The sequence below is a fragment of the Rhodococcus sp. BP-316 genome, assembly GCF_019836105.1.
Classification (GTDB): Bacteria; Actinomycetota; Actinomycetes; order Mycobacteriales; family Mycobacteriaceae; genus Rhodococcoides.
The window spans coordinates 1-20,889 of sequence record NZ_JABUEE010000014.1 but is presented as its reverse complement, the minus strand read 5'-3'; the positions used below and the strand labels follow the sequence as shown (position 1 = coordinate 20,889).

Annotated in this window: 24 protein-coding genes; 12 read left to right on the top strand and 12 right to left on the bottom strand. The window is 69.7% G+C overall.

Annotated features, from left to right (window positions below; translation table 11 throughout):
- The first annotated feature begins 39 nt into the window (after positions 1 to 39).
- Genes HQ312_RS20980 through HQ312_RS20965 form a run of 4 tightly spaced genes read left to right on the top strand, consistent with a single transcriptional unit; the run spans position 40 to position 3,107 of the window.
- A complete protein-coding gene (locus tag HQ312_RS20980; RefSeq protein WP_222641328.1) occupies positions 40 to 381 on the top strand; it encodes a rhodanese-like domain-containing protein in 342 nt (113 codons plus the stop codon).
- Positions 382 to 385: 4 nt separating this feature from the next.
- Positions 386 to 1,405, top strand: coding sequence for a DUF4328 domain-containing protein (locus HQ312_RS22280; RefSeq protein ID WP_222641326.1), 1,020 nt, complete (start codon positions 386 to 388; stop codon positions 1,403 to 1,405).
- A complete protein-coding gene (locus HQ312_RS20970) occupies positions 1,402 to 2,184 on the top strand; it encodes a glycerophosphodiester phosphodiesterase family protein (RefSeq protein WP_027507324.1) in 783 nt (260 codons plus the stop codon). The genes HQ312_RS22280 and HQ312_RS20970 overlap by 4 nt, the downstream gene beginning before the upstream one ends.
- An 11-nt stretch (positions 2,185 to 2,195) precedes the next feature.
- Complete coding sequence (locus HQ312_RS20965; RefSeq protein WP_027507323.1) at positions 2,196 to 3,107, top strand: DUF5926 family protein; 912 nt, start codon at positions 2,196 to 2,198, stop codon at positions 3,105 to 3,107.
- Positions 3,108 to 3,110: 3 nt separating this feature from the next.
- Here the strand turns inward: HQ312_RS20965 and HQ312_RS20960 are convergent, their stop codons facing one another.
- From HQ312_RS20960 to HQ312_RS20945, 4 genes are read right to left on the bottom strand one after another with little or no spacing between them, the layout of a single operon-like run.
- Entirely contained in the window at positions 3,111 to 3,704 is a 594-nt protein-coding gene (locus HQ312_RS20960; RefSeq protein ID WP_081821499.1) for a ferritin, read from the bottom strand.
- A 42-nt stretch (positions 3,705 to 3,746) separates the two neighbouring features.
- A complete protein-coding gene (locus tag HQ312_RS20955) occupies positions 3,747 to 5,033 on the bottom strand; it encodes an LCP family protein (protein WP_222641324.1) in 1,287 nt (428 codons plus the stop codon).
- 25 nt (positions 5,034 to 5,058) lie between these two features.
- A complete protein-coding gene (locus HQ312_RS20950; RefSeq protein ID WP_051613717.1) occupies positions 5,059 to 5,841 on the bottom strand; it encodes a CPBP family intramembrane glutamic endopeptidase in 783 nt (260 codons plus the stop codon).
- A gap of 30 nt (positions 5,842 to 5,871) precedes the next feature.
- The gene (locus HQ312_RS20945) at positions 5,872 to 6,648 is read right to left on the bottom strand and encodes a DUF2470 domain-containing protein (RefSeq protein WP_222641321.1); all 777 of its coding nucleotides are present in this window, start codon (positions 6,646 to 6,648) and stop codon (positions 5,872 to 5,874) included.
- A gap of 88 nt (positions 6,649 to 6,736) precedes the next feature.
- Here HQ312_RS20945 and HQ312_RS20940 point away from each other — a divergent pair, with 88 nt between their 5' ends.
- Genes HQ312_RS20940 through HQ312_RS20930 form a run of 3 tightly spaced genes read left to right on the top strand, consistent with a single transcriptional unit; the run spans position 6,737 to position 9,010 of the window.
- The gene (locus tag HQ312_RS20940; RefSeq protein WP_222641319.1) at positions 6,737 to 7,432 is read left to right on the top strand and encodes a hypothetical protein; all 696 of its coding nucleotides are present in this window, start codon (positions 6,737 to 6,739) and stop codon (positions 7,430 to 7,432) included.
- 1 nt (position 7,433) lies between these two features.
- Positions 7,434 to 8,351: a prephenate dehydratase gene (gene pheA / locus HQ312_RS20935; RefSeq protein ID WP_268788538.1), complete on the top strand. Its 918-nt coding sequence runs from the start codon at positions 7,434 to 7,436 to the stop codon at positions 8,349 to 8,351.
- Positions 8,348 to 9,010 carry a histidine phosphatase family protein gene (locus HQ312_RS20930; protein ID WP_222641316.1) on the top strand — a complete coding sequence of 221 codons (663 nt, stop codon included), beginning with the start codon at positions 8,348 to 8,350 and terminating at the stop codon, positions 9,008 to 9,010. The genes pheA and HQ312_RS20930 overlap by 4 nt, the downstream gene beginning before the upstream one ends.
- Here the strand turns inward: HQ312_RS20930 and HQ312_RS20925 are convergent.
- The 5 genes from HQ312_RS20925 to HQ312_RS20905 all read right to left on the bottom strand — a co-directional run bounded on the left by HQ312_RS20925 (position 8,953) and on the right by HQ312_RS20905 (position 12,921).
- On the bottom strand, positions 8,953 to 9,783 hold the full coding sequence (locus HQ312_RS20925; protein ID WP_222641314.1) for an ESX secretion-associated protein EspG: 831 nt from the start codon (positions 9,781 to 9,783) through the stop codon (positions 8,953 to 8,955). The two genes, HQ312_RS20930 and HQ312_RS20925, sit on opposite strands and share 58 nt — an antisense overlap.
- Positions 9,780 to 10,961 (bottom strand): PPE domain-containing protein, encoded by a 1,182-nt coding sequence (locus HQ312_RS20920; RefSeq protein ID WP_222641311.1) that lies wholly within the window; start codon positions 10,959 to 10,961, stop codon positions 9,780 to 9,782. Before HQ312_RS20920 ends, HQ312_RS20925 begins: the two co-directional genes overlap by 4 nt.
- Entirely contained in the window at positions 10,958 to 11,269 is a 312-nt protein-coding gene (locus HQ312_RS20915) for a PE domain-containing protein (RefSeq protein WP_222641304.1), read from the bottom strand. Before HQ312_RS20915 ends, HQ312_RS20920 begins: the two co-directional genes overlap by 4 nt.
- Before the next feature lie 85 nt (positions 11,270 to 11,354).
- A complete protein-coding gene (locus tag HQ312_RS20910) occupies positions 11,355 to 11,687 on the bottom strand; it encodes a metallopeptidase family protein (protein WP_081821502.1) in 333 nt (110 codons plus the stop codon).
- A gap of 13 nt (positions 11,688 to 11,700) precedes the next feature.
- Positions 11,701 to 12,921 carry a septum formation family protein gene (locus HQ312_RS20905; RefSeq protein ID WP_081821501.1) on the bottom strand — a complete coding sequence of 407 codons (1,221 nt, stop codon included), beginning with the start codon at positions 12,919 to 12,921 and terminating at the stop codon, positions 11,701 to 11,703.
- 35 nt (positions 12,922 to 12,956) lie between these two features.
- Between HQ312_RS20905 and HQ312_RS20900 the strand changes: the two genes are divergently transcribed.
- From HQ312_RS20900 to HQ312_RS20890, 3 genes are read left to right on the top strand one after another with little or no spacing between them, the layout of a single operon-like run.
- A complete protein-coding gene (locus HQ312_RS20900) occupies positions 12,957 to 13,367 on the top strand; it encodes an ankyrin repeat domain-containing protein (protein WP_027507313.1) in 411 nt (136 codons plus the stop codon).
- A gap of 28 nt (positions 13,368 to 13,395) precedes the next feature.
- A complete protein-coding gene (gene serS, locus HQ312_RS20895) occupies positions 13,396 to 14,658 on the top strand; it encodes a serine--tRNA ligase (protein ID WP_222632571.1) in 1,263 nt (420 codons plus the stop codon).
- A 3-nt stretch (positions 14,659 to 14,661) separates the two neighbouring features.
- Entirely contained in the window at positions 14,662 to 17,079 is a 2,418-nt protein-coding gene (locus HQ312_RS20890; RefSeq protein ID WP_222641296.1) for a PQQ-binding-like beta-propeller repeat protein, read from the top strand.
- Positions 17,080 to 17,101: 22 nt separating this feature from the next.
- Here the strand turns inward: HQ312_RS20890 and HQ312_RS20885 are convergent, their stop codons facing one another.
- Together HQ312_RS20885 and HQ312_RS20880 are read right to left on the bottom strand one after the other, a co-directional pair.
- Positions 17,102 to 17,497: a hypothetical protein gene (locus HQ312_RS20885; RefSeq protein ID WP_308123952.1), complete on the bottom strand. Its 396-nt coding sequence runs from the start codon at positions 17,495 to 17,497 to the stop codon at positions 17,102 to 17,104.
- 63 nt (positions 17,498 to 17,560) lie between these two features.
- On the bottom strand, positions 17,561 to 18,124 hold the full coding sequence (locus tag HQ312_RS20880; protein WP_056440719.1) for a TetR/AcrR family transcriptional regulator: 564 nt from the start codon (positions 18,122 to 18,124) through the stop codon (positions 17,561 to 17,563).
- Between the two features lie 67 nt (positions 18,125 to 18,191).
- Here HQ312_RS20880 and HQ312_RS20875 point away from each other — a divergent pair, with 67 nt between their 5' ends.
- Complete coding sequence (locus HQ312_RS20875; RefSeq protein ID WP_222641294.1) at positions 18,192 to 19,205, top strand: NADP-dependent oxidoreductase; 1,014 nt, start codon at positions 18,192 to 18,194, stop codon at positions 19,203 to 19,205.
- A 61-nt stretch (positions 19,206 to 19,266) separates the two neighbouring features.
- Positions 19,267 to 20,025, top strand: a complete 759-nt coding sequence (locus tag HQ312_RS20870; protein WP_027507308.1) for a 1-acyl-sn-glycerol-3-phosphate acyltransferase — start codon at positions 19,267 to 19,269, stop codon at positions 20,023 to 20,025.
- On the opposite strand, the gene HQ312_RS20865 is transcribed toward HQ312_RS20870, so the two are convergent.
- Positions 20,026 to 20,454, bottom strand: a complete 429-nt coding sequence (locus HQ312_RS20865; RefSeq protein WP_042573586.1) for a VOC family protein — start codon at positions 20,452 to 20,454, stop codon at positions 20,026 to 20,028. It lies immediately after the preceding gene.
- Positions 20,455 to 20,889 lie beyond the last annotated feature (435 nt).

Here is a 20,889-nt window from a genome sequence, read left to right as displayed (position 1 = left end):
CGGTGGCACCGGGGCGAGGGGCGTGACAGGATCGAGTGCGTGAGCTTCGGATCCGTACCGTCCGTGTCCGTCTCCGACGTCCCGGAGCCCGGTCCCAGCGCCGCCTTGCTCGACGTCCGTGAGGACGACGAGTGGACCGCCGGGCACGCTCCCGGCGCGCTGCACGTCCCGATGGGCGACGTCCCGTCGCGGATGGCCGACATCAGCGTTGACGGCACCGTCTACGTGGTGTGCCGCCAGGGTGGGCGTTCGGCCCGCGTCGTCGAGTACCTGCAGCACGCGGGAGTCGACGCGGTGAACGTGGACGGCGGCATGGTGGCGTGGCAGCAGGCCGGCCTCCCGGTCGTCGACGACGCCGGTCGCCCGGCCACCGTGTACTGACGCCGTGACCGCTCCTCGGCCGGTGGCCTGGTTCCAGATCTGTGCGCGCTGCACACGGCGCATCGACGTGGGGCCGTCGCCGCGGCAGTGGTGTCCCGTCTGCCACGGGGTCCTGCTCTCCCCGGTGCCGGTCGGGCAGTCGACTGCCCCGGTCGGGCAGTGGCCCATGGCCGTCCGTCGTAACTTCCGCTGGGTGGCCTCCGCGCCCGGATCCGCGCCGCGGCGCCGTGTCCGCCGGGTGCCGACCCCCACCCCCCGTTACGACGTCATGCCCACCTGGGGTCTGCCGATCGCGCCGCGCCCGCACCCGAGTGCGCCGGAGAGCGCCACGGATCGGCTGGCCCGGCGCTCGACCTCCCTGCTCACGGCGACCGGCGCCCTGTTCGTCGCGGCGGCCGTCGCCGAGCTGGCCCGGTACGTCGTGCTGCTCGTCAGTCGCGACCGACTGATGCCCGCCGCGGTCCTCGCACTGTCGGACGCCGCCGTGTGGTGCCTGTCGTTCCTGTCCCTCGGAGTCGGTCTGGTCGCCGCGGTGGCGACGGTCGCCCGCGTGGTCCGGTTGCGCCGGAGCGCCTACGCCCGTCACGGACTCACCGATCCGCGGCGCACGCGAACCCTGTACCTCGGATCGCTGCTGCCGATCGTCACCCTGCTGTTGCCCGGGGTCTTCCTCACGGAGCTGGCCCGCACGAGCGAGCACCGGCTCCGACTCGAGCGTCTGGTGCCGTGGTGGTGGGCGGCCTGGGTCGGCAACTGGCTGCTGATCGCGGCAACTGTCGCGTGGCGCACCGTCGACGGCATCCAGGCGCAGGCGAACGGTGTGGTCCTCACCGCGATCACCGACCTGGTCGCCGCGGGGGTGGCCGCCCTCACGCTCACCGTGATCCGCCGAGCCGACGGCCGCACCGTGCGCGGCGACACCCGCACCCTCACGCGATGGACGGTCCTGCCGACCACCCCCGTGTCCGACACGACCCCGGCCCCGGAGGACACCGCACCCGACCAGCTCGCCGACGTCCGATGATCTACTCCGCACACGAGGCCACACCCCTCGTCGTCGCGCATCGTGGCTCGTCGGGAACGCGGCCGGAACACACACTGGTGGCGTACGAACAGGCACTGCGCGAGGGGGCCGACGGCGTCGAGTGCGACGTGCGGCTCACGCGCGACGGCCGGGTGGTGTGCGTCCACGACCGACGGATCGACCGGACGTCGTCGGGAACCGGGATCGTCAGTGCCCTCACCTACGAGGCACTGTCCGGCCACGACTACGGGACAGCCGACGATCCGGCGAACGTGCTGCTGCTGAGCGACCTCATCGACATGGTCATGGCGTGGAAGGCGAAGCCCGCCAAGATCTTCATCGAGACCAAGCACCCGGTGCGCTACGGAGGCCTGATCGAGAACGCCGTGCTGGCGGAACTGCACCGATTCGGCATCGGCCGACCCGGGTCGGCGTCCCTGTCCCGCGCCGTCGTGATGTCGTTCGCGCCCTCGGCGGTGTGGCGGGTGCGGCGATCGGCTCCGATGCTGCCGACCGTGCTGCTCGGCACCGCGTCGCGCTACATCGGCGGCGGCGCCGCGACCACGGTGGGCGCCACGGCGGTCGGGCCCTCGATCAAGACGTTGCGTGATCATCCGAACCTGGTCGATCACGCCGCGGCGGCCGGTCGAGCGACGTACTGCTGGACCGTGAACACCGAGGAGGACGTGCATCTGTGCCACGACCTCGGGGTGCGCTGGCTCGCCACCGATCATCCGGGTCGGGCGCTCGCGTGGTTGGACGACAGCATCACCCGGTAGGTTCGACGCTCGTGGGTAAGAAGAGCAAGAGAAACAGCGGACCGAAGCCCGACAGTCGACGCGCGGAGCTGCTGGAGCAGCGCAGAGCCGAGCGTGAGGCGCTGTCGTCCGCGCCGGTGCGGCCGTTCGAGGGCCTCGCCTTCGAGTGCGACATCGTGGCGATGCGCGAGTTCGTCGCCTCCGCGTCGGCATCCCTCCCGGTGACGGGAAGCGACCGTCCCTTCACTCTCGCGACCGTGCTCCCCGGTGCCGTCGCCGCACTCGTGCGTGACGACGAGCAGAAGAACGCGTTCGTCGCGATGCAGGTCCAGACCTTCTCGGAGGATCTGTCGGCCGACCTCGCCGCCTCCGTCGTGTGGGCCTCCTCGGCGACGCCCGGAACCTCGACGGCGGCGTCGAACCCGTCCGCCGAGACGCCCGCGCTCACGGAACTCGTGGACGCGACGTCCCCTCTGGACATCACCGTCCACAAGGACTTCTCGTGGTGGATCCCGGAGGGCGCGGGAGCGGACCCCGAGGTCGACGCCACCATCGAGCGCGCCAACGGTGCGATCCTCCCGTCCGCCCGCATCACGGCCGACGGTGTGTCCGCGGCCTGGTGGGTCGACGCCGGCGACAAGGCGCACATCCGCTGGGTCCGCCCCGAGGACGAGGATCAGTTGATGATCGCGCTGGCTCGCCTGCAGTCGGTGGGTGAACTGCATGTGGGGGAGGGATCGCGCTTCGCCGGCTCGTTCCGTACCCACGGCCTGCTCGTGCCCGTCTTCGATCTCGATCCCGAGGTTCATCCCGACGAATGGGCAACGGGCACAGCGGCTCTCGGCCGCAGGCTCGACGAGACGCTGGCCGACACCAGCGAGCTCACCTCTGAGCAGCGGCGCGCCCGTGACGGCCTGCGCAGCCGGCAGGTCACCCTGCGCTGACGATCAGGCGAGTCCCCCGGCGGCCCTCGGCGCGTTGCCGCCGCCGCGGGACTCGCTCGTCATCTCGCGGGCGATGAAGTCCTCGATGTGGAAGAGGTTCTCGCCGGCACGGTCGACGATGGTGAGCAGCGTCGTCATCGACGCCACCTCCTCGATCTGCTCGGCGAGGAACCACTGCATGAACTGCTCGCCCAGGTAGTCGCCGGTGTCGCGGGCGGTGCGTGCCAGCGTCGTGATCTGCTCGGTGACCTTCTTCTCCTGCCGCAGCGCCAGCTCGACCGGCTCGCGCACCGACCCGAACGCGTTCACGACGTCGTCGACCCCGGGCACCCGGACCTCGAGGTCGTTGTCCAGCAGGTACTGGATCATCATCATGGCGTGGCCGCGTTCCTCGTCGGCCTGGGCGTAGAACCGTGCGGCGAGCTGCGGCAGATCCGCCCCGTCGAAGTGGACCGCGATCGCGATGTACTGCTGCGAGGCGGTGAACTCGTGTCGCACCTGTTCACGGAGGAGAAGGTGGAACGCGCTGGACTCCCTGTCGTGGAACACCCCGGAATCCCGGGCGTCGGAGGCAGCGGACACGTCGTCGAGGCTCATGACGACACACGGTACTGGGTCGAGCGTGTCCGTCGGGACGCGTCATCCGCCGCCGACGAGGTCGGGGGGCAGCTGCTGATCGGTGGCCAGGAGCTCGAAGAACCGGGACGCCCGCTCGCGGTCGGACAGCAGGACGTTGCCCGAGCCGTCGACGTCCTCGAACCCGGAGACGGGAATGGTGGTGGTGACCATCTCCCCGCGCAGCGCCCAGCCGAGGGAGGCCAGATTCCAGATGTGGTCGCCGTCGTCGACCTGCAGCGACTTGACGACCCCCCGTACCAGCGGCACCGCCCGGAACGGGTTCAGGAAGGTGGTCGGGCTGGTCGCCTTCGAGAGCAACGACGACAGGAAGAGTCGTTGGTTGTTCATCCGATCGATGTCGGCGAGCGCCGTCGCGCGGCTGCGGACGAAGCCGAGCGCCTGCGGACCCGAGAGCTCCTGGCAGCCCGCACGCAGGTCGATTCCTGCCAGGGGGTCGACGATGTCGTAGGGCACGCAGATGTCCACCCCGCCGATCGCGTCGACCATGTCGGCGAACCCGCCGAAGCCCACCTCGGCGTAGTGGTCGATGCGCAGGCCCGTCACACCCTCCACGGTCTGCACCAGCAGCGGCGCGCCGCCGATGGAGAACGAGGCGTTGAGCTTGTCGGTGCCGTTGCCGGGAATCGGCACGTACCAGTCGCGCGGGAGGCTGACCATCGTGGTCGGGCCGCTCGCCGGCACGTGAATCAGCAGGATCGTGTCGGTCCGGCCCGCACCGATGTCCCCACCGGTCGCGAGTTCGGCCTCCTGCTCGGGAGTGAGTCCGGTACGACTGTCCGATCCGACGAGCAGCCAGTTGGTCCCCGGGGTGTCCCCCGGGCGACCCTCATAGTTCCCGAGCGCGTCGACTCGGGACAGCGACGTGTCCGCCCAGACGGCGCCCCCGACGACGAGCAGGAGCAACACCACCAGGGCGATACCTATGCGGCGACCCCACCGTGGCCGCCGGCGTCGACGCGTCGGCTCGGGCGGCACCTGGCGCGGCGGAACCGGGGCGGGAGCAGGGGCGCGGCCTCGATCGGCCGGCCCACGCCCGTCGTCGTACGGTCGCCGGTCGTCCCGGTACCGATCGTCACGCCGTGGCGCGTCCCGCGCCGGGGGAACCGCCGACCACGCCCGCGGATCCTGCCGGGGTGGTGGCTGCTGAGGACCCCGCTGCACACGGGTCTGGTCGGCCCACCCCGGAGGGCTGCCCGCCCGTCGCCGCACCACCGGCGGTTCCTCCGGACCCGGACGGCGAGGGGGTGGCGGTCGCCGCCGCGGGTCGTACGGAGGTTGCTGGCTCATCCGGCGACTCTAACCGGCCGACCTGTCAGCCCGGCAGCCACGAAACGTGATCCCGCAGGGCGGCGAACCCCACGAACGCCACGATGTCGATGAGGGCGTGGGCGATCACGAGGGGCCACAGTCGACCGGTGCGCTGGAAGTACCGGCCGAAGATCAGACCCATGACGAGGTTGCCGACGCCGGCCCCGAAGCCCTGGTAGAGGTGGTAGCTCCCGCGCAACACGGCCGACGCGAGCAGCGATCGGTTGTCGGTCCACCCGAGGGCGCGCAGCCGCGAGATCAGCCACGCCACCACCAGGACCTCCTCGGCGACCGAGTTGGCCACCGCGGAGAGCGTCAGCGTGATCGGGCGCCACCACACGTCGTTCAAGGTGCTCGGCAGCACCGTGACGTTGAGATCCAGTGCGACGGCGACGAGGTAGAACAGCAGGCCCGGGATGCCGATGATCGCGGCGAGCCCCACGCCGTGCAGCACGTGCGGGCGCAGGCGGGGACGTGCGAAGCCGATGGCGCGTGGCCCGATTCCGCTGCGCCACAACAGGTACAGACCGAGTGCCCCCCATGCGCAGAGCCGGACGACGCCGATCAGTTGACGGAGGAAGTCGATCGGTCCGAGAGTCGACTGCGGCACGTTGATCGCCACGGTCTGGTCCGACAGGGCGCCCTGCTCGAGCGCGCTCTCGACGAGAGAGAGAATGCTCGACAGTCCGCTGAGCCCGAACGTGAACAGCAGGACGACGACGATCTCGATCCGGATCGACCGTGGCGACTCGGTGGTGGGTGTCTTCTCCGGATGCACCCGGTCGATTGTGCCCGTGACCCGTCTCGAGGGTCGTGGTCAGTGGTGGTCGCGCGCCCGCAGGCCGTTCATGAACGGGCATCCGGCGAGCACGCGCAGCGCGCGACCGAGCTCGGTCACGTCTGACACGGGGTTCGCGAACGGCACCCGCACATCGTGGTCCTGGCCCTGCCCCTCCACCCGGATCCCGACGCCGTAGCGGTCGATGCTCAGCGGCCGGGCGCGACCGATGCGCAACGACGGTGGGAGTCGCCGCGCGATCTGCTCGACCATGTCCGAGTGGTCGCTGTCGAGGTGCTGCAGCCAGCCTCCCTCGACCTCCCAGAACGGATCGGGATCGGCGTTCAAGAGGTCGCGCACCGGCACCGGCTCCGCCCCCGTTGCATCGGCCACGACGACGGACTCGAGCAGCAGACGCAGCAGGATGCCGCTGTGTCCGATGTCGAGCAGTCCGGCGTGCGGGTACTGGGAGGCGACCGCCGCGGCGACCGCGCGCTCGGCGGTGTCCGGGACGCGGCGCAGCTCACCGCTGAGCCAGACCAGCGAGCGCACGGGTTCGCGCAGGTCCAGGGGAGTGTGGTCGGTCAGTTCGAGCACGGCGGGGATTCCCGCGGAGCCGGCCTGGAAGGACACGGCCCCCACGGTGCTGTCCGCGGGCACCACCATGACGATCTCGCCTGGCGAGCGCAGGAAGTGCATGGTCGTGGCGACGGGTGCGCTGCCCTCCACCGCCAGGACGGTGTGCTCGGCACGCAGACACACGCTGCGCACCCGCTCGGCGGTGGACGGCGCGGTGGTGGTGACGACACCGTTCATGACGGCCCCCTCGGGTGGAAGTAATTAGGTAAGGGTTAGCTAACCAGCCCTCGCGCCGGTGCGCAAGACGTCGAACTAGACTCGGAGCGTGCCCACGATGCTGACCCTGGGCGTGCGCCCCCGGCGAGATCCCGAGGCCCTGTTCGCCGACCTGCTCGTCGCGACTGTCGACGACGTGGCGACGGCGGAGGTTCTCGAACCGCACTCACTCGTCGGAACGGCCTGTGTCCCGCTGAGTGCGGTGGACGACTCGGCCGCCCTCGAACGGTTCCTCGTACGACTGGACGTGGCTCCGCCCGACGAGCCGCCCTCGGTGCGCGCCTACGTGGCCGAGGCGACCGCCGAGCAGTTGGGCGACGCGGTGGCGATCGCGCCGGGCTCGTCCGTCGTCGTGCTCTGTCCGGACGGCGACGTCGTGGAGACGACGGCGCTCGTCGATCGGGCCGGTCGGCATCCCGGCCTGGACGCGGGGTGGTCCGAGGATCGGGTCGCCGACTTCCTCGCGGTCGTCGCGCACGCGGAACACGGGTTCTTCGCCGTCGCGACCGACACGTCCTCGGTGCTCGCCGTGCTCGCCGGAACGGTGGCCGCACTGCGCGGCGACGACGTCCGCAGCGCGCTCCGCTCCCCGGATCTGGCCGCGCTGGTGGCCCTTCATCCCGACGCCGCGGCCGCGACCCGAGAGGTCCTTCTCGGTGTCCTGGTGCCGAACGCCGGGAACATCGCACACGAACTTCGCCGTCGTATCGACGAGATCACCGGCGACGCGGCGGGGGACGCGTAGCGTGACCGGGGTGCGCATCGCCTACTTCGGACCCTCGGGAACGTTCACCGAGATGGCCCTGGGGAAGCTCGAGGCGGACGGGGCGTTCGGCGCTCCCGTCGAGCGCGTCAGTGCGTCGAGCCCGCCCGCCACCCTCGAACTGGTGCGCTCCGGTGCGGCCGACGGCGCCGTGGTGCCCATCGAGAATTCGGTGCAGGGCTCGGTCCCGCCCACTCTCGACGCGCTCGCGATCGGGGACCGGCTGCAGATCCTCGCGGAGACCGAACTCGACGTGGCCTTCACCATCGTCGCCCGTCCGGGCACCGCCATGGCGGACGTCCGCACGATCCGGGCCTACCCCCACGCCGCCGCCCAGGTCCAGCAGTGGATCGCCGCCACCATGCCCGATGCTCAGGTGGAGTTCGCGTCGTCCAATGCCGGTGCGGCCGAGGACGTCGCGGCCGGACTCGCCGACGCCGCGGTGTCCACCGGTCTGGCGGGCCGACGGCACGGACTCGACGTGCTGGCCGACGGCGTGGCCGACGTGGAGAACGCACGGACCCGCTTCGTGTACGTCACGCGCCCGTGCCCGCCGCCTGCGCCCACGGGGGCGGATCGCACTGCCGTGGTGCTCACTCCCGCCAACAGGCCCGGCACGTTGGTGTCCGCGCTGGCCGAGTTCAGCACGCGCGACATCGATCTGACGTTCATCGAGTCTCGCCCTCTCCGTACCCATCTGGGCACCTACCGCTTCTACATCGACTGCGTCGGCCACATCGACGACGTCGCGGTGGCGGACGCCCTGCGGGTCCTGCACTCGCGCACCGACGTGCGGTTCCTCGGCTCCTGGCCCAGCGCGCACGTCGCCGCCGGCGGTCCTCGCCCCACCGACGACCGCGGCCGGGACTGGTTGGACGCGTTGCGACGGGGAGATCGGTGAGCGGCCGACTCGTCCTGGTGCGGCACGGTCAGACCCACTCGAACGTCGCTCGTCGTCTCGACACTCTGCCGCCCGGCGCGGAGCTGACCGAGCTCGGACACCGACAGGCGCGGGAGTACGCCCGGACGGTGACGCGGACCCCGGCCGCCGTGGTGTCGTCCATCGCCGTCCGCGCACGTCAGACCGCGCAGTACCTGGCCGACGCGACCGGTACGCCGCTGACGGTGCGCGACGGTCTGCAGGAGACGTTCGTCGGCGACCTCGAGGACCGCAGCGCCGAGGAGGACCACGCCCGCTTCACCGCGGTGTATCGCGCCTGGCTGGACGGTGACCTCGATGCCCGCCTGCCCGGGGGCGAGTCCGGCGCCGAGGTGCTCGCCCGCTACGTGCCGGTACTGGACGAGCTCCGCGCCACCCACCTCGGCGACGATTCCGCCACCGTCCACGTGGTGAGTCACGGTGCTGCGATTCGGCTCGTCGCCGCGGTGCTGTCCGGGATCGATCGCGACTTCGCCGCCGACAACCATCTCGACAACACGGGGACCGTCGAACTGGTGCCCGCCGAGGGTGTCTCGGCCTGGGACTGCGTGCGCTGGGGCGACTACACGCCCCCGTTCGAGACGAAGGGCAGCCGCACTCCCGACGATCCGATGGGCTGAGCGGACACACGGACCAGGTGGTCGTCGAGTATCGAGCGCCGTTCCAGCGAGGTGATCAGCGAGCGGAGTGCTCCGACGGTGCGTACCGGTGTCGCGGATCGCACGGACGTGCTCGATCGTCCGGTCGGATCCTGGACCGTGGTCGCGACGACACGGCCGGAGTCGCTGTCGTACACCGCGATCGACGGGTCGACCGTGGTGGTGACACCGTGATCGTGTCGGAGTCCGACGATCTCGGTGTGGCGGGTGCAGTGCGGGACGACGTCCTCGATACCGGCCGTGAGGACGTCGGTGTACTCGGTCAGCGGATCGATCGGCGCTCCTGCGGCGTCGCCGAGCCAGGCCGCGATCAGGGCGGCCATGTCGGTGTCGACCCGCGTGATCGTCACCGATCCCTCGCTCGCGGTCATCCACACCGGATCGTCGATGTCGTTGCCGCACAGACATCCTCGCCGGTTCTCGATGCCGGTGGAGTGGCCGACGATGCGGACGTCGACACTCCAGCGAGGCGCCGCCGCCGCACGGAGCATCGCGGCCAGATCACGGTGCAGGCCGCCGTCGGCTGACACCAGGAGACGATCGGCGAGGCGTCGGGCGGCACTCGCGAGCACGGTCGCGCGATCGGCGACGGTCGCGCCGGCCGGGTGCCATCCGAGAACGGCAGGGAGAGAACGTCCTCCGATCGCCCCCACGAGATACGTCAGTTCGTTCGTGTCGAGCGTGAGCGAACCCTCGAGCGGGACGTCCCCGCCCAGCACCGGCGCCGCGCTCATCGCCGCGCCCCGATGACGGCGGGCACGACCGGAACTCCCGCCTCCTCCTCGACGACGGCAGGTGTCCTGCGGGCGTGCACGACATCGTCGGAGCCGAGCCTGCTGTGACCCATGGGAAGTCCCGCGCCGAACGGCGACCGGGCGTGCGCGGCGCCGGACACGGACGCGTCCTGTCCCGCTGACACCGCCGTGTCCGATCCGACGCCCGCACCGAGGAACGGTGACGGCGTCCGTGCGAACGAGCCACCGGCGGCGTGCACGGAGCCACCCTGTCCGCTGCCACCTCGCCCGCCGCCGCCACCCCACCCGGTGGCGACCATCGGAACCTGCTGCGGCACAGCGTGGGTGATCGTCGGTGCCGCACCGGGCTGCGGTGCCGACGACAGAACGGAGGACAGCGTCGACCCGGCCTGCGCCGGCATCTGCTGGATCAGCGACGCCGCCCTCGTGACGGCGGGATCGTGTCCGATGCTGTCCGTGGTGAGGGGCGACCGGTGACTCTGGTGCGCCGGATCGTCCGAGAATCCGTGCTCCTGCCGGTCGGATCCGCTGTCGTCCGACGGCGGTGTCCCGGCCTCGCCCGGCACCGGCCCGTGACCGGGGACAGCAGAGATGACCGTGGAGGTGGACGCGGTGACCGCCGTGGTGATCTGCGGGGGCATCTGCAGACCGTCGACGAGCGCGAGCGGCGCCGTCGCCGCTTCGTACGCCTCCATGACCAGGGCGGCGCGGAGATCGAGCGCGGCGTCGGCGGCATCGGCAGCCTGCGCCGCGCCGGTGAGGGCGCCGCCGGTGGCGTACGCGGTGGTGCGTCCGACCTTCACCGCGGCGATCTCCGGCAGTGTCGGCATGACGGCGAGCGCGGTCACCACCGTCGCGGACTGGGCGGCGGCCCGAGCGGACACGGCCGAGGCGTGCTGCGCCGCTCCCGTGCCCCACGTCGCGAACGCCGTCATCCCCGCTCCGGCGGCGTCGGCGGCATCCCCGTCCCACGTGGCAGCCAGTGCGGACGCGACACCGCTGACCGTCGCGGTGGCCGCGGCGAGTGCCGCGGCCACCGCGGCCCACGCCGTGCCGGCGGCGGCCAGCGGAGCGGGGCCGGCACCCGCGAGCAGTGCGGCCGAGTTCACCGCCGCGGTACGCGGGAGCCAGAACACCCCGGTGGGCCCGGCCGTCACGCGGTGCCCGCGGTCAGGGCCGTGGAGAACGACGCGTCGACCTCGCGGTACGCCGCCGCCTGGACTCGCAGGGCAGCCGCCGTCTCGTGGAGCTCGGTCACCGCCGCGGACGTCGAGGTGTCGAGAGACTGCGCGGTGGACCAGAAGTAGCGTGCCGCCAGCGCGGACACCTCGTCGCTGCCCGCGGGGGGAGGACGGAGCGCGACGGACGCGGAGGCGAGAGACGACGCCAGGCGCATCGCCGCGACATCGAGCTCTGCCGCGGCCGCGAGGAGCGCCTCGGGATCGACGAGTACGTGGCCGGGCATGGGAGTCTCCGTTCGAGCGTCCGGTCGGATCTGGAGACTTGGACGCGCGACGGCGGGAATCGGTTCCGCGGGTGGAGAACGGAGTTCAGCCGAAGCCGAGTTCGTGCAGGCGATCGTCGTCGATGCCGAAGTGGTGCCCGATCTCGTGGGCGACGGTCACCGCGATCTCGCGGCGCGCGTCGTCCTCGTCACGGGCGATGTCGAGGATCGGCAGTCGGTAGATCGTGATGACGTCCGGCAGGTGCCCGCTGTACTCGAACCGTTCGGTCAGAGCGACGCCCTCGTACAGACCCAGGAGATCCTCCGTCGGGTGCTCGTCCTCGACCAGCACGACGACGTTGTTCATGTATGCGGCCAGCTCGTCCGGGAGAGTGTCCAGCGCATCGCCGACCGCGTTCTCGAACTCCGCTTCGGACATGCTGACCGACACGTCACGCACCGGGCAGGGGAGACGCTCCGGGGAGCGGGATCGGCAGGCTGCGGCCGTCCGGAACGGGAGGCGGCGGAACCGGCGCGGCGCCGTCGATGGTGATGTCGCCTTTCGCCGAGCCGACGATGGACGCGAACCCGCCCGACTCGACCTCCTTGCCGATGGAGCAGCTCACCTTCTTGCTGCCCGCCAACCAGCTCGAGGCGTCGACGTTGTCCCAGAACAGCGTCAGTGTCTTCTCCCGGAGAACGTCCGGACCGCCCAGGTAGGCGTCCGACGCCTGGGTGCACGTGGGTTCGAGATAGCGGTCCTGGTCCTCGACGGACGGCAGTCCGCCGGGGAACTGCGCGGCGAGATCCACCACCGACACCACCTCGAAGGCATGCGGAGCGGTGCAGTCGATCGGGTCTGTCGGCACGCCCGACTCGACGCCGACGCAACTACCGGTCTCCCAGACCATCGACTGGTCCTGGTCGGCGACGCTGCCGGTCATCACCTGCAGCGCGCTGGTCGCGCCGGTCTGTTGGATGCCGCACCGGATCGCGCGCTCGCCCGCGGCCCACCCGGCCTGGCTGGGGAACATGAGGCCGACCGAGTACTTGCCCGTGGGGTCGAAGCGGCCCCCGGTGTAGTCCTGCACCGCGGTCTCACAGTGTTCGTCGCGCAGGGAGGCGAAGCGGGCCGCGTCGGGATACGGAGATCCCGTCGCGAACTCGGCGACCGGGTACACCCCGAGGTCCACCGTCTCGGCGACCTCGAAGCGGTGCGGCTCGGCGCAACTCACCTCGGCGAGGTCCTGGCGGTCGGTGTCGGGGTCGTCGGTGGGGGTCCACTGCAGGCAGTCGCCCGCGTCGGACGAGCCGAAGGACGTCGTCGACGCGGTTCCGACGGTTCCTGCCGTGGACGGTGTGGCGAGCTTCTCGCTCCGGTCGAACCCACCGGACACACCGATGGTGACGGCGGCGGCTCCGATGGCGCCGATCGCGACCAGGGCGAGCAGCCGACGGGCGTTCGAGGCCTGGACGGTGCGGGGACCACTCTTCTCGTCCGTCGCGGTGTCGGTCTCGTCGGCCGTCGATGCCTCGGGTACCACCGCGTCGGGCGCGGACGTGTCGGATGTGGACGCGTCGGGTGTCGCGATCTCGGACGTCGGGGCGTCGTCGACCACCGGGCCGTCCTCGCCGGACGGGCTCGGGGTGGGATCTTCGGGCTTCGGAGACATCGGCTCCATCATGCCTGCCGGTAGGTTCGGACGGTATGAGTGGTGCTGATACCGAGGACACCGGGCTCGAGGCCGGGATCGAGGACCTCGCGACGCGCGTGTTCGACATGGCACGCAGCGGCGACACCGCCGCACTCACCGCGTACGTCGACGCGGGCGTGCCCGTGGATCTGACGAACGGATCCGGGGACACCCTGGTGATGCTGGCGGCCTATCACGGTCACGCCGAGAGCGTCGTGGCCCTCGCGCACCGCGGAGCCGACGTGAACCGCGCGAACGACAAGGGGCAGACCCCGCTCGCCGGTGCCGTGTTCAAGGGGGAGGACGAGGTCGTCCGGGCACTGGTCGACGCCGGAGCCGACGCCGATGCGGGGCATCCGACCGCGGTCGACGCCGCGCGCATGTTCGGCCGAGAGGACTACCTGGACGTCCTCGGACGAGGGTGACCACATCGCCCCAGTAGGCTGACGTCCCGTGATCGACCTCAGAGTTGTCCGCGAGGACCCCGACGCCGTCCGTCAGTCGCAGCGCACCCGTGGCGAGGATCCGTCCCTGGTGGACGCGTTGCTCGAGGCGGACACCGCGCGCCGGGCCGCCGTGTCGGCTGCCGACAATCTGCGCGCCGAGCACAAGGCGTTCGGTAAGAAGATCGGTAAGGCCACTCCCGACGAGCGCCCGGAGCTTCTCGCGACGGCGTCCGCGCTCGCCGCGCGGGTGAAGGAGGCGGAGGCCGAGCAGAATGCCGCCGACGCGGCTCTCGACACCGCACACCGTGCGATCTCCAACATCGTGCAGGAGGGCGCGCCGGCCGGCGGCGAGGACGACTTCGTCACCCTCGAGACGATCGGTGAGATCCCGACCATCGAGAATCCGAAGGACCACCTCGAGCTCGGCGAGGCTCTCGGGATCATCGACATGGAGCGCGGCGCCAAGGTGTCGGGCGCTCGGTTCTACTTTCTGACCGGCTACGGCGCACTGCTGCAGCTCGGTCTGCTGCAGCTCGCCGCCCAGAAGGCAGTGTCGAACGGGTTCACGATGGTCATCCCACCGGTGCTCGTGCGGCCGGAGATCATGGCCGGGACCGGCTTCCTGGGCGCGCACTCGTCGGAGATCTACCATTTGGGCGACGACGACCTCTACCTCGTCGGCACGTCGGAGGTGCCCCTCGCCGGCTACCACTCGGGCGAGATCCTCGATCTGAACGGCGGCCCGAAGCGCTATGCGGGATGGTCGTCGTGCTTCCGCCGCGAGGCCGGCAGCTACGGCAAGGACACCCGCGGCATCATCCGTGTCCACCAGTTCGACAAGGTGGAGATGTTCGTCTACACCCGTCCCGAGGACGCGGACGCGGAACACCAGCGGCTCCTCGGCTGGGAGAAGGAGATGCTCGCCGCGGTCGAGTTGCCGTACCGCGTCATCGACACCGCCGGCGGCGACCTGGGATCGTCGGCTGCGCGCAAGTTCGACTGCGAGGCATGGCTTCCCACGCAGAACACCTACCGTGAACTCACGTCCACCTCGAACTGCACCACGTTCCAGGCGCGTCGACTCGGTGTCCGGTACCGGGACGAGAACGGCAAGCCGCAGACGGCCGCGACGCTCAACGGCACCTTGGCGACGACTCGGTGGATCTCCGCGATCCTCGAGAACCACCAGCAGCCCGACGGCAGCGTCAAGATCCCGGCTGCGCTCGTCCCGTTCGTCGGCACCGACGTCCTGCGTCCGCCGACCTCGTAGTCGATGCGAGCTCGCGGCGTCGATGCGCTCGTCGTCGTGGGCATCGTGGCGGCCGGAACACTCATCGCGGCGATTCTGCGCCCGCCCGATCCCGTCGACCTTCCGCTGCAGTGCACGTCGGCCGGCGAGACGAGCGGCTATTACGTGGCGTTCGGCGCCGAGACATACGACAGTCCTGCCGCACCGTGGTTCTCCGCTCGCAAGGCGGCGGCGATGACGGACGCCTTGCACCGCGCCCTCCCACGGGGAACGACGGTGGCATTCGCGTCGCCGTCCGGGTCCTTGCAGTTCGGTGGCGTTCCCGACGACATCATGAGTAGGCCGTCCGACGTGGCACCTGAGCAGATCGCCTCGACCACCGCATCGGGAACCATCACACGTGCAGGGAAGTCCGGTTCGCTGACCGCGACGGTGAGTGTGACGGATCGGGGTGTCCCGCCCTGCGGGCCGACGGTGACGCGGCGAGTGCGACTGGCCGACGGAACCGTGGTCGATCTGTCGCCGGGGTCCGCTCTGGCGTACGCGCCGGACGGCACCGTGCTCCAGCTGGGAAGCGACGACCTGGTGACACAGGACGAACTGCTCGACATCGTCGCCTCTCCCGGCCTGCGTGTCTCGGCGCGGATTCCGGGTGAAACGTCGCCCCTACCTCCGGTATGTCGAACAAGCACCGTCGAGGGCGCACCGACTTTCGACAGGGCGCGGCTCGGCGCAGTGAGCAGAGCGTTGTCGAATGCCTGGGACGACGGACCGGGCCGCAGAGTCGAGCTTGATCGCTCGCTGAGCGAGCTGACGCTGTCGGACGGCTCGAAGTCGGGTGCGTGTATCGAGGTCCGCACAAGTGCAAGCGGTCGTTCGGGGTCGTTGACGCTCGGTATCGCCGGCGGCACCGAGGCCCCGCGGAACCCGGACGTTCACGACCCGGACCAGGACCTGAGCAGCGACCACGTGCAGCTCGCCGGAGGGGCCGTGTCCGCCCGATCCCGCACCGGCGTCCCCAGTGTCGTCGTCACTCGCCCGTCCGGAACGGTGATCACCGTGACGGCGCGCGAGGACAAACCCGCCGACGTGCCGTATCTCTCGCCGGCGGACCTCGAGCACTTGGCAACGGCGCCAGGCCTCGATGTCGATCCGGATGGCACCCCTGGCGAAGCTCTGCCCGTCGTCCGCGACGTCGTCGACAGCGCGTGGACGCTCACAGCAGATGCGGGAGGACGCTTCTCCACTTTCAGTGATCCAGGTAGCGGCACGGTGCCCCCGCTGGCGTCCGGGGTCATCGACGCGGGCGGAGTCACAGTCGTGTCGGTGGGCCGACTCGACCGAACCACCGGCGCATACGACGACTCGACCTTGCTCGGTATCGACACGGTGACGGGGGTCGTGCGGTGGAGAGCACCCGTGGAGGATCTCGTGTCGTGCCTCGACACGCTTCTCGGCACGACAGTGGTGTGTCTGCGAGCCGATCCCGACCGTGCGTCTGAGACATCCTTGGTCGCCGTCGATACGAGCACCGGGGATCTGCAGAACATGCCCGGCGGGGACCCGCTGGTGGGGATAGGAACCGACGGGGATGCGCTGTACTCGGTGGTCCAGACAGTGACGCCGGCGGGCGAATCCGGCCCCACCGTTCTACGTAAGGGAACGCTCGACGACCCTGCAGCCGACTGGGCCGTGTCGACGCCGATCACGGGTGGCTATCCCGGCTATCCGGGCGAGGTCGTCACGGTGGGCAAAGACGTCGGTATCGTTCGATTCGGCAGTGAGGCACTGGGTTTCGACCCCGTGACAGGCGCCACCAGGTGGTCTCGTGGACGCCCCGACTCCTGTGTGTCGGGCGCGACCGTGTCGGCGGGTGGAGTGACGACGGTACGCAGGATGACGTGCGACCAGTCGTCGGATCCCGTCACCGGCTACGAGGCGATTGCAGTGGACGGCCGTGTCCTGGCGGTGGTTCCCGGGCCGAGCTATTCCTACGACGAATGGGATTCTTCGACCGCCGACCTGCCGCTTCTGGTGGGCTCATCGGCCATCGACAGAGTCACCGGGCAAGTGTTGTGGTCGAACGATGCGCTTACCGCGACCAACGGGACAGCAGTCGTGGGAGACGTGGTGTTGGTCCGAGCGCCCGGAACCGCCGAGGTTTCCGCCTTCGATCTGCGGACCGGGACGCGCCTGTGGCAGCAGGCAGCGGACGACTTCGATCCGGTGACAGCGGAGGTCGGTGGCCGCGCCGCCAGCGTGGTGGCTGGACCCGACGGCTCGTTGTCCGTGCAGTTGCTCGACGTCCGCACGGGAGCGATGACCGGGAGAGATCTCCTCGGCCCGACCGAAGATGCCGATGCGGACGGACACGGTTCCGTCGTCGACAGTTCCGCCGGACTTCTGTACGTCGGTAGCGATCAGGTGGCGTTGCTGGAGTGATCCGCGCCAGGGTGCCGCGGAACTACTCGTCCCGTGTCGGCGGTTCGGGGACCAGGACGTCGTCCGCCGGCAGCGGGACGGCGAGTTCCACCATCCGCTCCGGATACGACGGGTAGGCGGGGCGGATCCAGACCTTGGTGTCGTCCAACTGCGTCATGACCATCCGACGCCACTGCCATTCCGGTGTCGCACGCCGGAGATCCAGCTCGCTGACCAGCGGTAACGGCGCACGCGCCCAGTAGGGCACGGACAGCGAGCTCAGCCCGCGCGCTTCGAGAACGTCGATTGCCGCCTCGAGCTGCACGTCTTCGGCGATCACGTGGCCGACAGGGTTGACGGCGTCCACGAGTTCGCCGTCGTCGCGAGCCATGTCGGAGACGGTCCACCCCACGAGCTCACCGTCCGATGCTCTGGTCACGGGGAGTCGGCTACGCCACCGGTCGATATCCACTTCCTCGACGGTACCGATGTCCGCGTCGGCTCATGATTCCCAGGACCGCGCCAACTTCCGTGCCGAGGCGATGATTGCGCGTGCCTCGTCCCGGTCGACGCGTGCCTGCAGAAGTGCGCCCGAGCTCATCGTCACCAGAATGCGAGCCCGATTCTCGGGATCGTCGTCACCCCGGTTCACCAGGGCGTCGGTGACCGCATCGGTGAGTCGCCGACGGTAGGCGTCGACGACGGCGGCGAGGGTGTCGTCGTGCGCGGCGGATCCCGCAGCAGTGTTGACCAGAAGACAGCCGCGACGTGGTGCTTCGGCATCGAGGTTCTCGAGTTCGACGTCCATCGACGCGAAGTACGCGTCCAGACCGTCGTCGGTACGCAACAGGGCGAGCCGCGGTGCCACCACCGTGTCGAGATAGTCCTGCACCGCTGCGTCGAACAGGCCGCGCTTGCTGGTGAACGCGTGATAGATGCTGGACCGGGACAGCCCGGTCGCCGCCTCGAGTTCGGGCAGAGATGCGCCATCGAAGCCTCTGTGCCAGAACACATCCCGCGCATCAGTGACGACCTGCGCCGCATCGAACGTCGCTCTCCTACCCATCTGTCACCTTTCGTCGGTGAGGCGTACGGTATTTACTGTACCGAACGATCCACAAAAGGAGTATTTCGTGAAGAGCACCCAGATCCAGTTGGTCTCCCGTCCCACCGGATGGCCCACCGAGGAGAACTTCCGCACCGTGGAGACGGAGTTGCCCGAACTCGGCGACGGCCAGGTGCGCGTCGCCAACGACTTCCTGTCCGTCGACCCGTACATGCGAGGGCGCATGAACGACGTGCGGTCCTACGTGCCGCCCTTCGCACTGAACGAGACCATGACGGGTGGCGCCGTGGGCCGGGTCGTCGAGAGCCGTTCGGACGAGCATCCCGTGGGCAGCGTCGTGGTGCACCAGCTCGGGTGGCGCGACGTCGCGCAGGCCGAAGCGTCGCAGTTCCGCGTGGTGCGCGAGATCGACGGTGTCCCCACCTCGGCCTACCTCGGCATCCTCGGCATGACCGCACTCACCGCCTACGTCGGACTGCATGACGTGGCGCGCCTGCAGGAGGGCGACACGGTGTTCGTGTCCGGTGCAGCGGGCGCCGTCGGCAGCGCGGTCGGGCAGATCGCACGGATCCTCGGCGCGGGACGCGTCGTCGGTTCTGCGGGATCACCGGAGAAGGTGGACTTGCTCACCAGCAAGTACGGGTTCGACGCGGCCTTCGACTACAAGCAGGCTCCTGTGCGCGACCAACTGCGTGAGGCAGCCCCGGACGGCATCGACGTGTACTTCGACAACGTCGGCGGCGACCACCTCGAAGCGGCGCTCGACGCGTTCAACGACGGTGGCAGGACCGCACTGTGCGGAGCGATATCCGCCTACAACACTGTGGGAACGACGCCGGGGCCGGACAACATGTCGAACATCGTGACCCGCGGTCTCACCCTGCAGGGATTCACGGTCGGCAACTACCTGCACCGGTTCCCCCAGTTCGCGGAGGACATGGGGACGTGGCTCTCCGAGGGTCGCGTGACCTTCGACGAGACGGTCGTGCACGGCATCGAGAACACGGTGGAGGCGTTCCTGGGGATGCTGCGCGGGGAGAACACCGGGAAGATGGTCGTGGCGGTGGGCAACTCCTGCTGACGGAGTGCCCTACCGGACGAGCCCCTCTCGGGGGCGGCGACGAGCCGCTACGCTGCACCTTGTGGACCCCGTCTATCGCACTGTCATCGGAATCGCTCGCACCGTCTTCGCGGCGCAGGGGCTGAAGTTCGACGTCGAGGGCGCGGAGAACATCCCCGCTCGGGGTGGCGCCGTGATCGCCATCAACCACACGGGCTACCTGGACTTCACCTACGCCGGCCTGCCTGCGCGGAAGCACAAGCGGTACATCCGGTTCATGGCGAAGAAGGAAGTGTTCGACAACCCCAAGTCGGGGCCGATAATGCGCTCTCTCAAGCACATCGCGGTCGACCGCGCCGCCGGCGCGGAGTCCTACCGGGCTGCGGTCGACGCGTTGTCGCGAGGCGAACTGGTGGGGGTCTATCCCGAAGCAACGATCAGTCGCAGCTTCGAGATCAAGGAGTTCAAGTCGGGCGCAGCCCGGATGGCGATCGAGGCCGGGGTCCCCGTGATTCCGGTGGTCATCTGGGGCGCGCAGCGTGTGTGGACCAAGGGGTTCCCGAAAAAGCTCGGACGCACGAAGACTCCGATCTCCATCGCGGTGGGAGAGCCGATCGCGCCGACCATGTCGGCCGGTGACCTCACCGCCCACCTGCGATCGACGATGCAGACCATGCTCGCCGACGTGCAGAAGAACTATCACCACCCCGCCGGCGAGTACTGGGTACCGGCCCGTCTCGGGGGGACGGCCCCGACCCTCGAGGAAGCCGACAAGTTGGATGCCGTCGACCTCGAGGCCCGGATGGCAGCGAGAGACGAGCGAAAGCGCGCCTCGGACTGACTAGCTGTTGGGGCCGGCGATCTCGAGCGCGATGTTGTCGGGATCCCGGAACTCGAGGATCGCCATGCCGGCGTCACCGAGATCCTTGACCGGCTCGTGGGCTATGCCGAGCTGGTCCAGGAGCGCAGCGGCGTCGTGTAGATCCTGCATGGAGGCGACGCTGAAGCTCAGATGATCGAGCCCGGCGCGATCCTCGCCGAACGTGTCGTCGCTCGGCGCGGTGGGACGAAGTCCGAGTAGACCGCCGGCGAACTTGTAGATGACACCGCCGAAGAGGAAGCCGAGGGCTTCCTTCGTCTCCGCGTCCGGGTTCGGTGGCAGCTCGAACGCCACCTCGAAGCCGAAGACGTCGTCATAGAACTTCTTCGATACCGCGATGTCACTGACCGTCAGGCGTACGTGGTTGTAGTCGACTGCTGCGATGGGCACGAGCTACTCCGTTCCGGTACGCCTGCCGACACGACCATCGGGCCGGCTCGGGCGCACTCTGGAGGTATTCGTGGCCGTGCATGAGATCGATGTGCCGGCCTTTCGCACTGTTCGACACGCCGTTACCAGGCGATTTGCATCTCGCGAATCACTCACGTAACTTTCTTCGAGTCAGAGCGACACGGACACCGACCGAAGGCCTTACGGGGCTGGGCGAACGAGGTGGGACGGAGTCGCATGGCCGATCGGACAGAAAAGGTTCGTCTGCACTTCGTGTAGGCTGAGCGTACAGTCCAACTTCCTGATCCACGTGGTGCCTGGTGTTTGACTCGGGTGTTGCGGTGTGGTTAGGCTGGAACGGTTGCCCCGGATCCTCCTGCTTCGTGTGGGTGGTGGTGGTGTGTGCGTGTTCTTTGAGAACTCAACAGTGTGTCG

What these genes read in the sequence shown, in the direction of transcription:
- HQ312_RS20970 (WP_027507324.1), top strand. Translation starts at nt 1,402, where the DNA reads ATGATCTACTCCGCACACGAGGCCACACCCCTCGTCGTCGCGCATCGT.
- HQ312_RS20960 (WP_081821499.1), bottom strand. Translation starts at nt 3,704, where the DNA reads ATGAGCCTCGACGACGTGTCCGCTGCCTCCGACGCCCGGGATTCCGGG.
- HQ312_RS20955 (WP_222641324.1), bottom strand. Translation starts at nt 5,033, where the DNA reads ATGAGCCAGCAACCTCCGTACGACCCGCGGCGGCGACCGCCACCCCCT.
- HQ312_RS20945 (WP_222641321.1), bottom strand. Translation starts at nt 6,648, where the DNA reads ATGAACGGTGTCGTCACCACCACCGCGCCGTCCACCGCCGAGCGGGTG.
- HQ312_RS20925 (WP_222641314.1), bottom strand. Translation starts at nt 9,783, where the DNA reads ATGAGCGCGGCGCCGGTGCTGGGCGGGGACGTCCCGCTCGAGGGTTCG.
- HQ312_RS20915 (WP_222641304.1), bottom strand. Translation starts at nt 11,269, where the DNA reads ATGCCCGGCCACGTACTCGTCGATCCCGAGGCGCTCCTCGCGGCCGCG.
- HQ312_RS20910 (WP_081821502.1), bottom strand. Translation starts at nt 11,687, where the DNA reads ATGTCCGAAGCGGAGTTCGAGAACGCGGTCGGCGATGCGCTGGACACT.
- HQ312_RS20905 (WP_081821501.1), bottom strand. Translation starts at nt 12,921, where the DNA reads ATGTCTCCGAAGCCCGAAGATCCCACCCCGAGCCCGTCCGGCGAGGAC.
- HQ312_RS20900 (WP_027507313.1), top strand. Translation starts at nt 12,957, where the DNA reads ATGAGTGGTGCTGATACCGAGGACACCGGGCTCGAGGCCGGGATCGAG.
- HQ312_RS20890 (WP_222641296.1), top strand. Translation starts at nt 14,662, where the DNA reads ATGCGAGCTCGCGGCGTCGATGCGCTCGTCGTCGTGGGCATCGTGGCG.
- HQ312_RS20880 (WP_056440719.1), bottom strand. Translation starts at nt 18,124, where the DNA reads ATGGGTAGGAGAGCGACGTTCGATGCGGCGCAGGTCGTCACTGATGCG.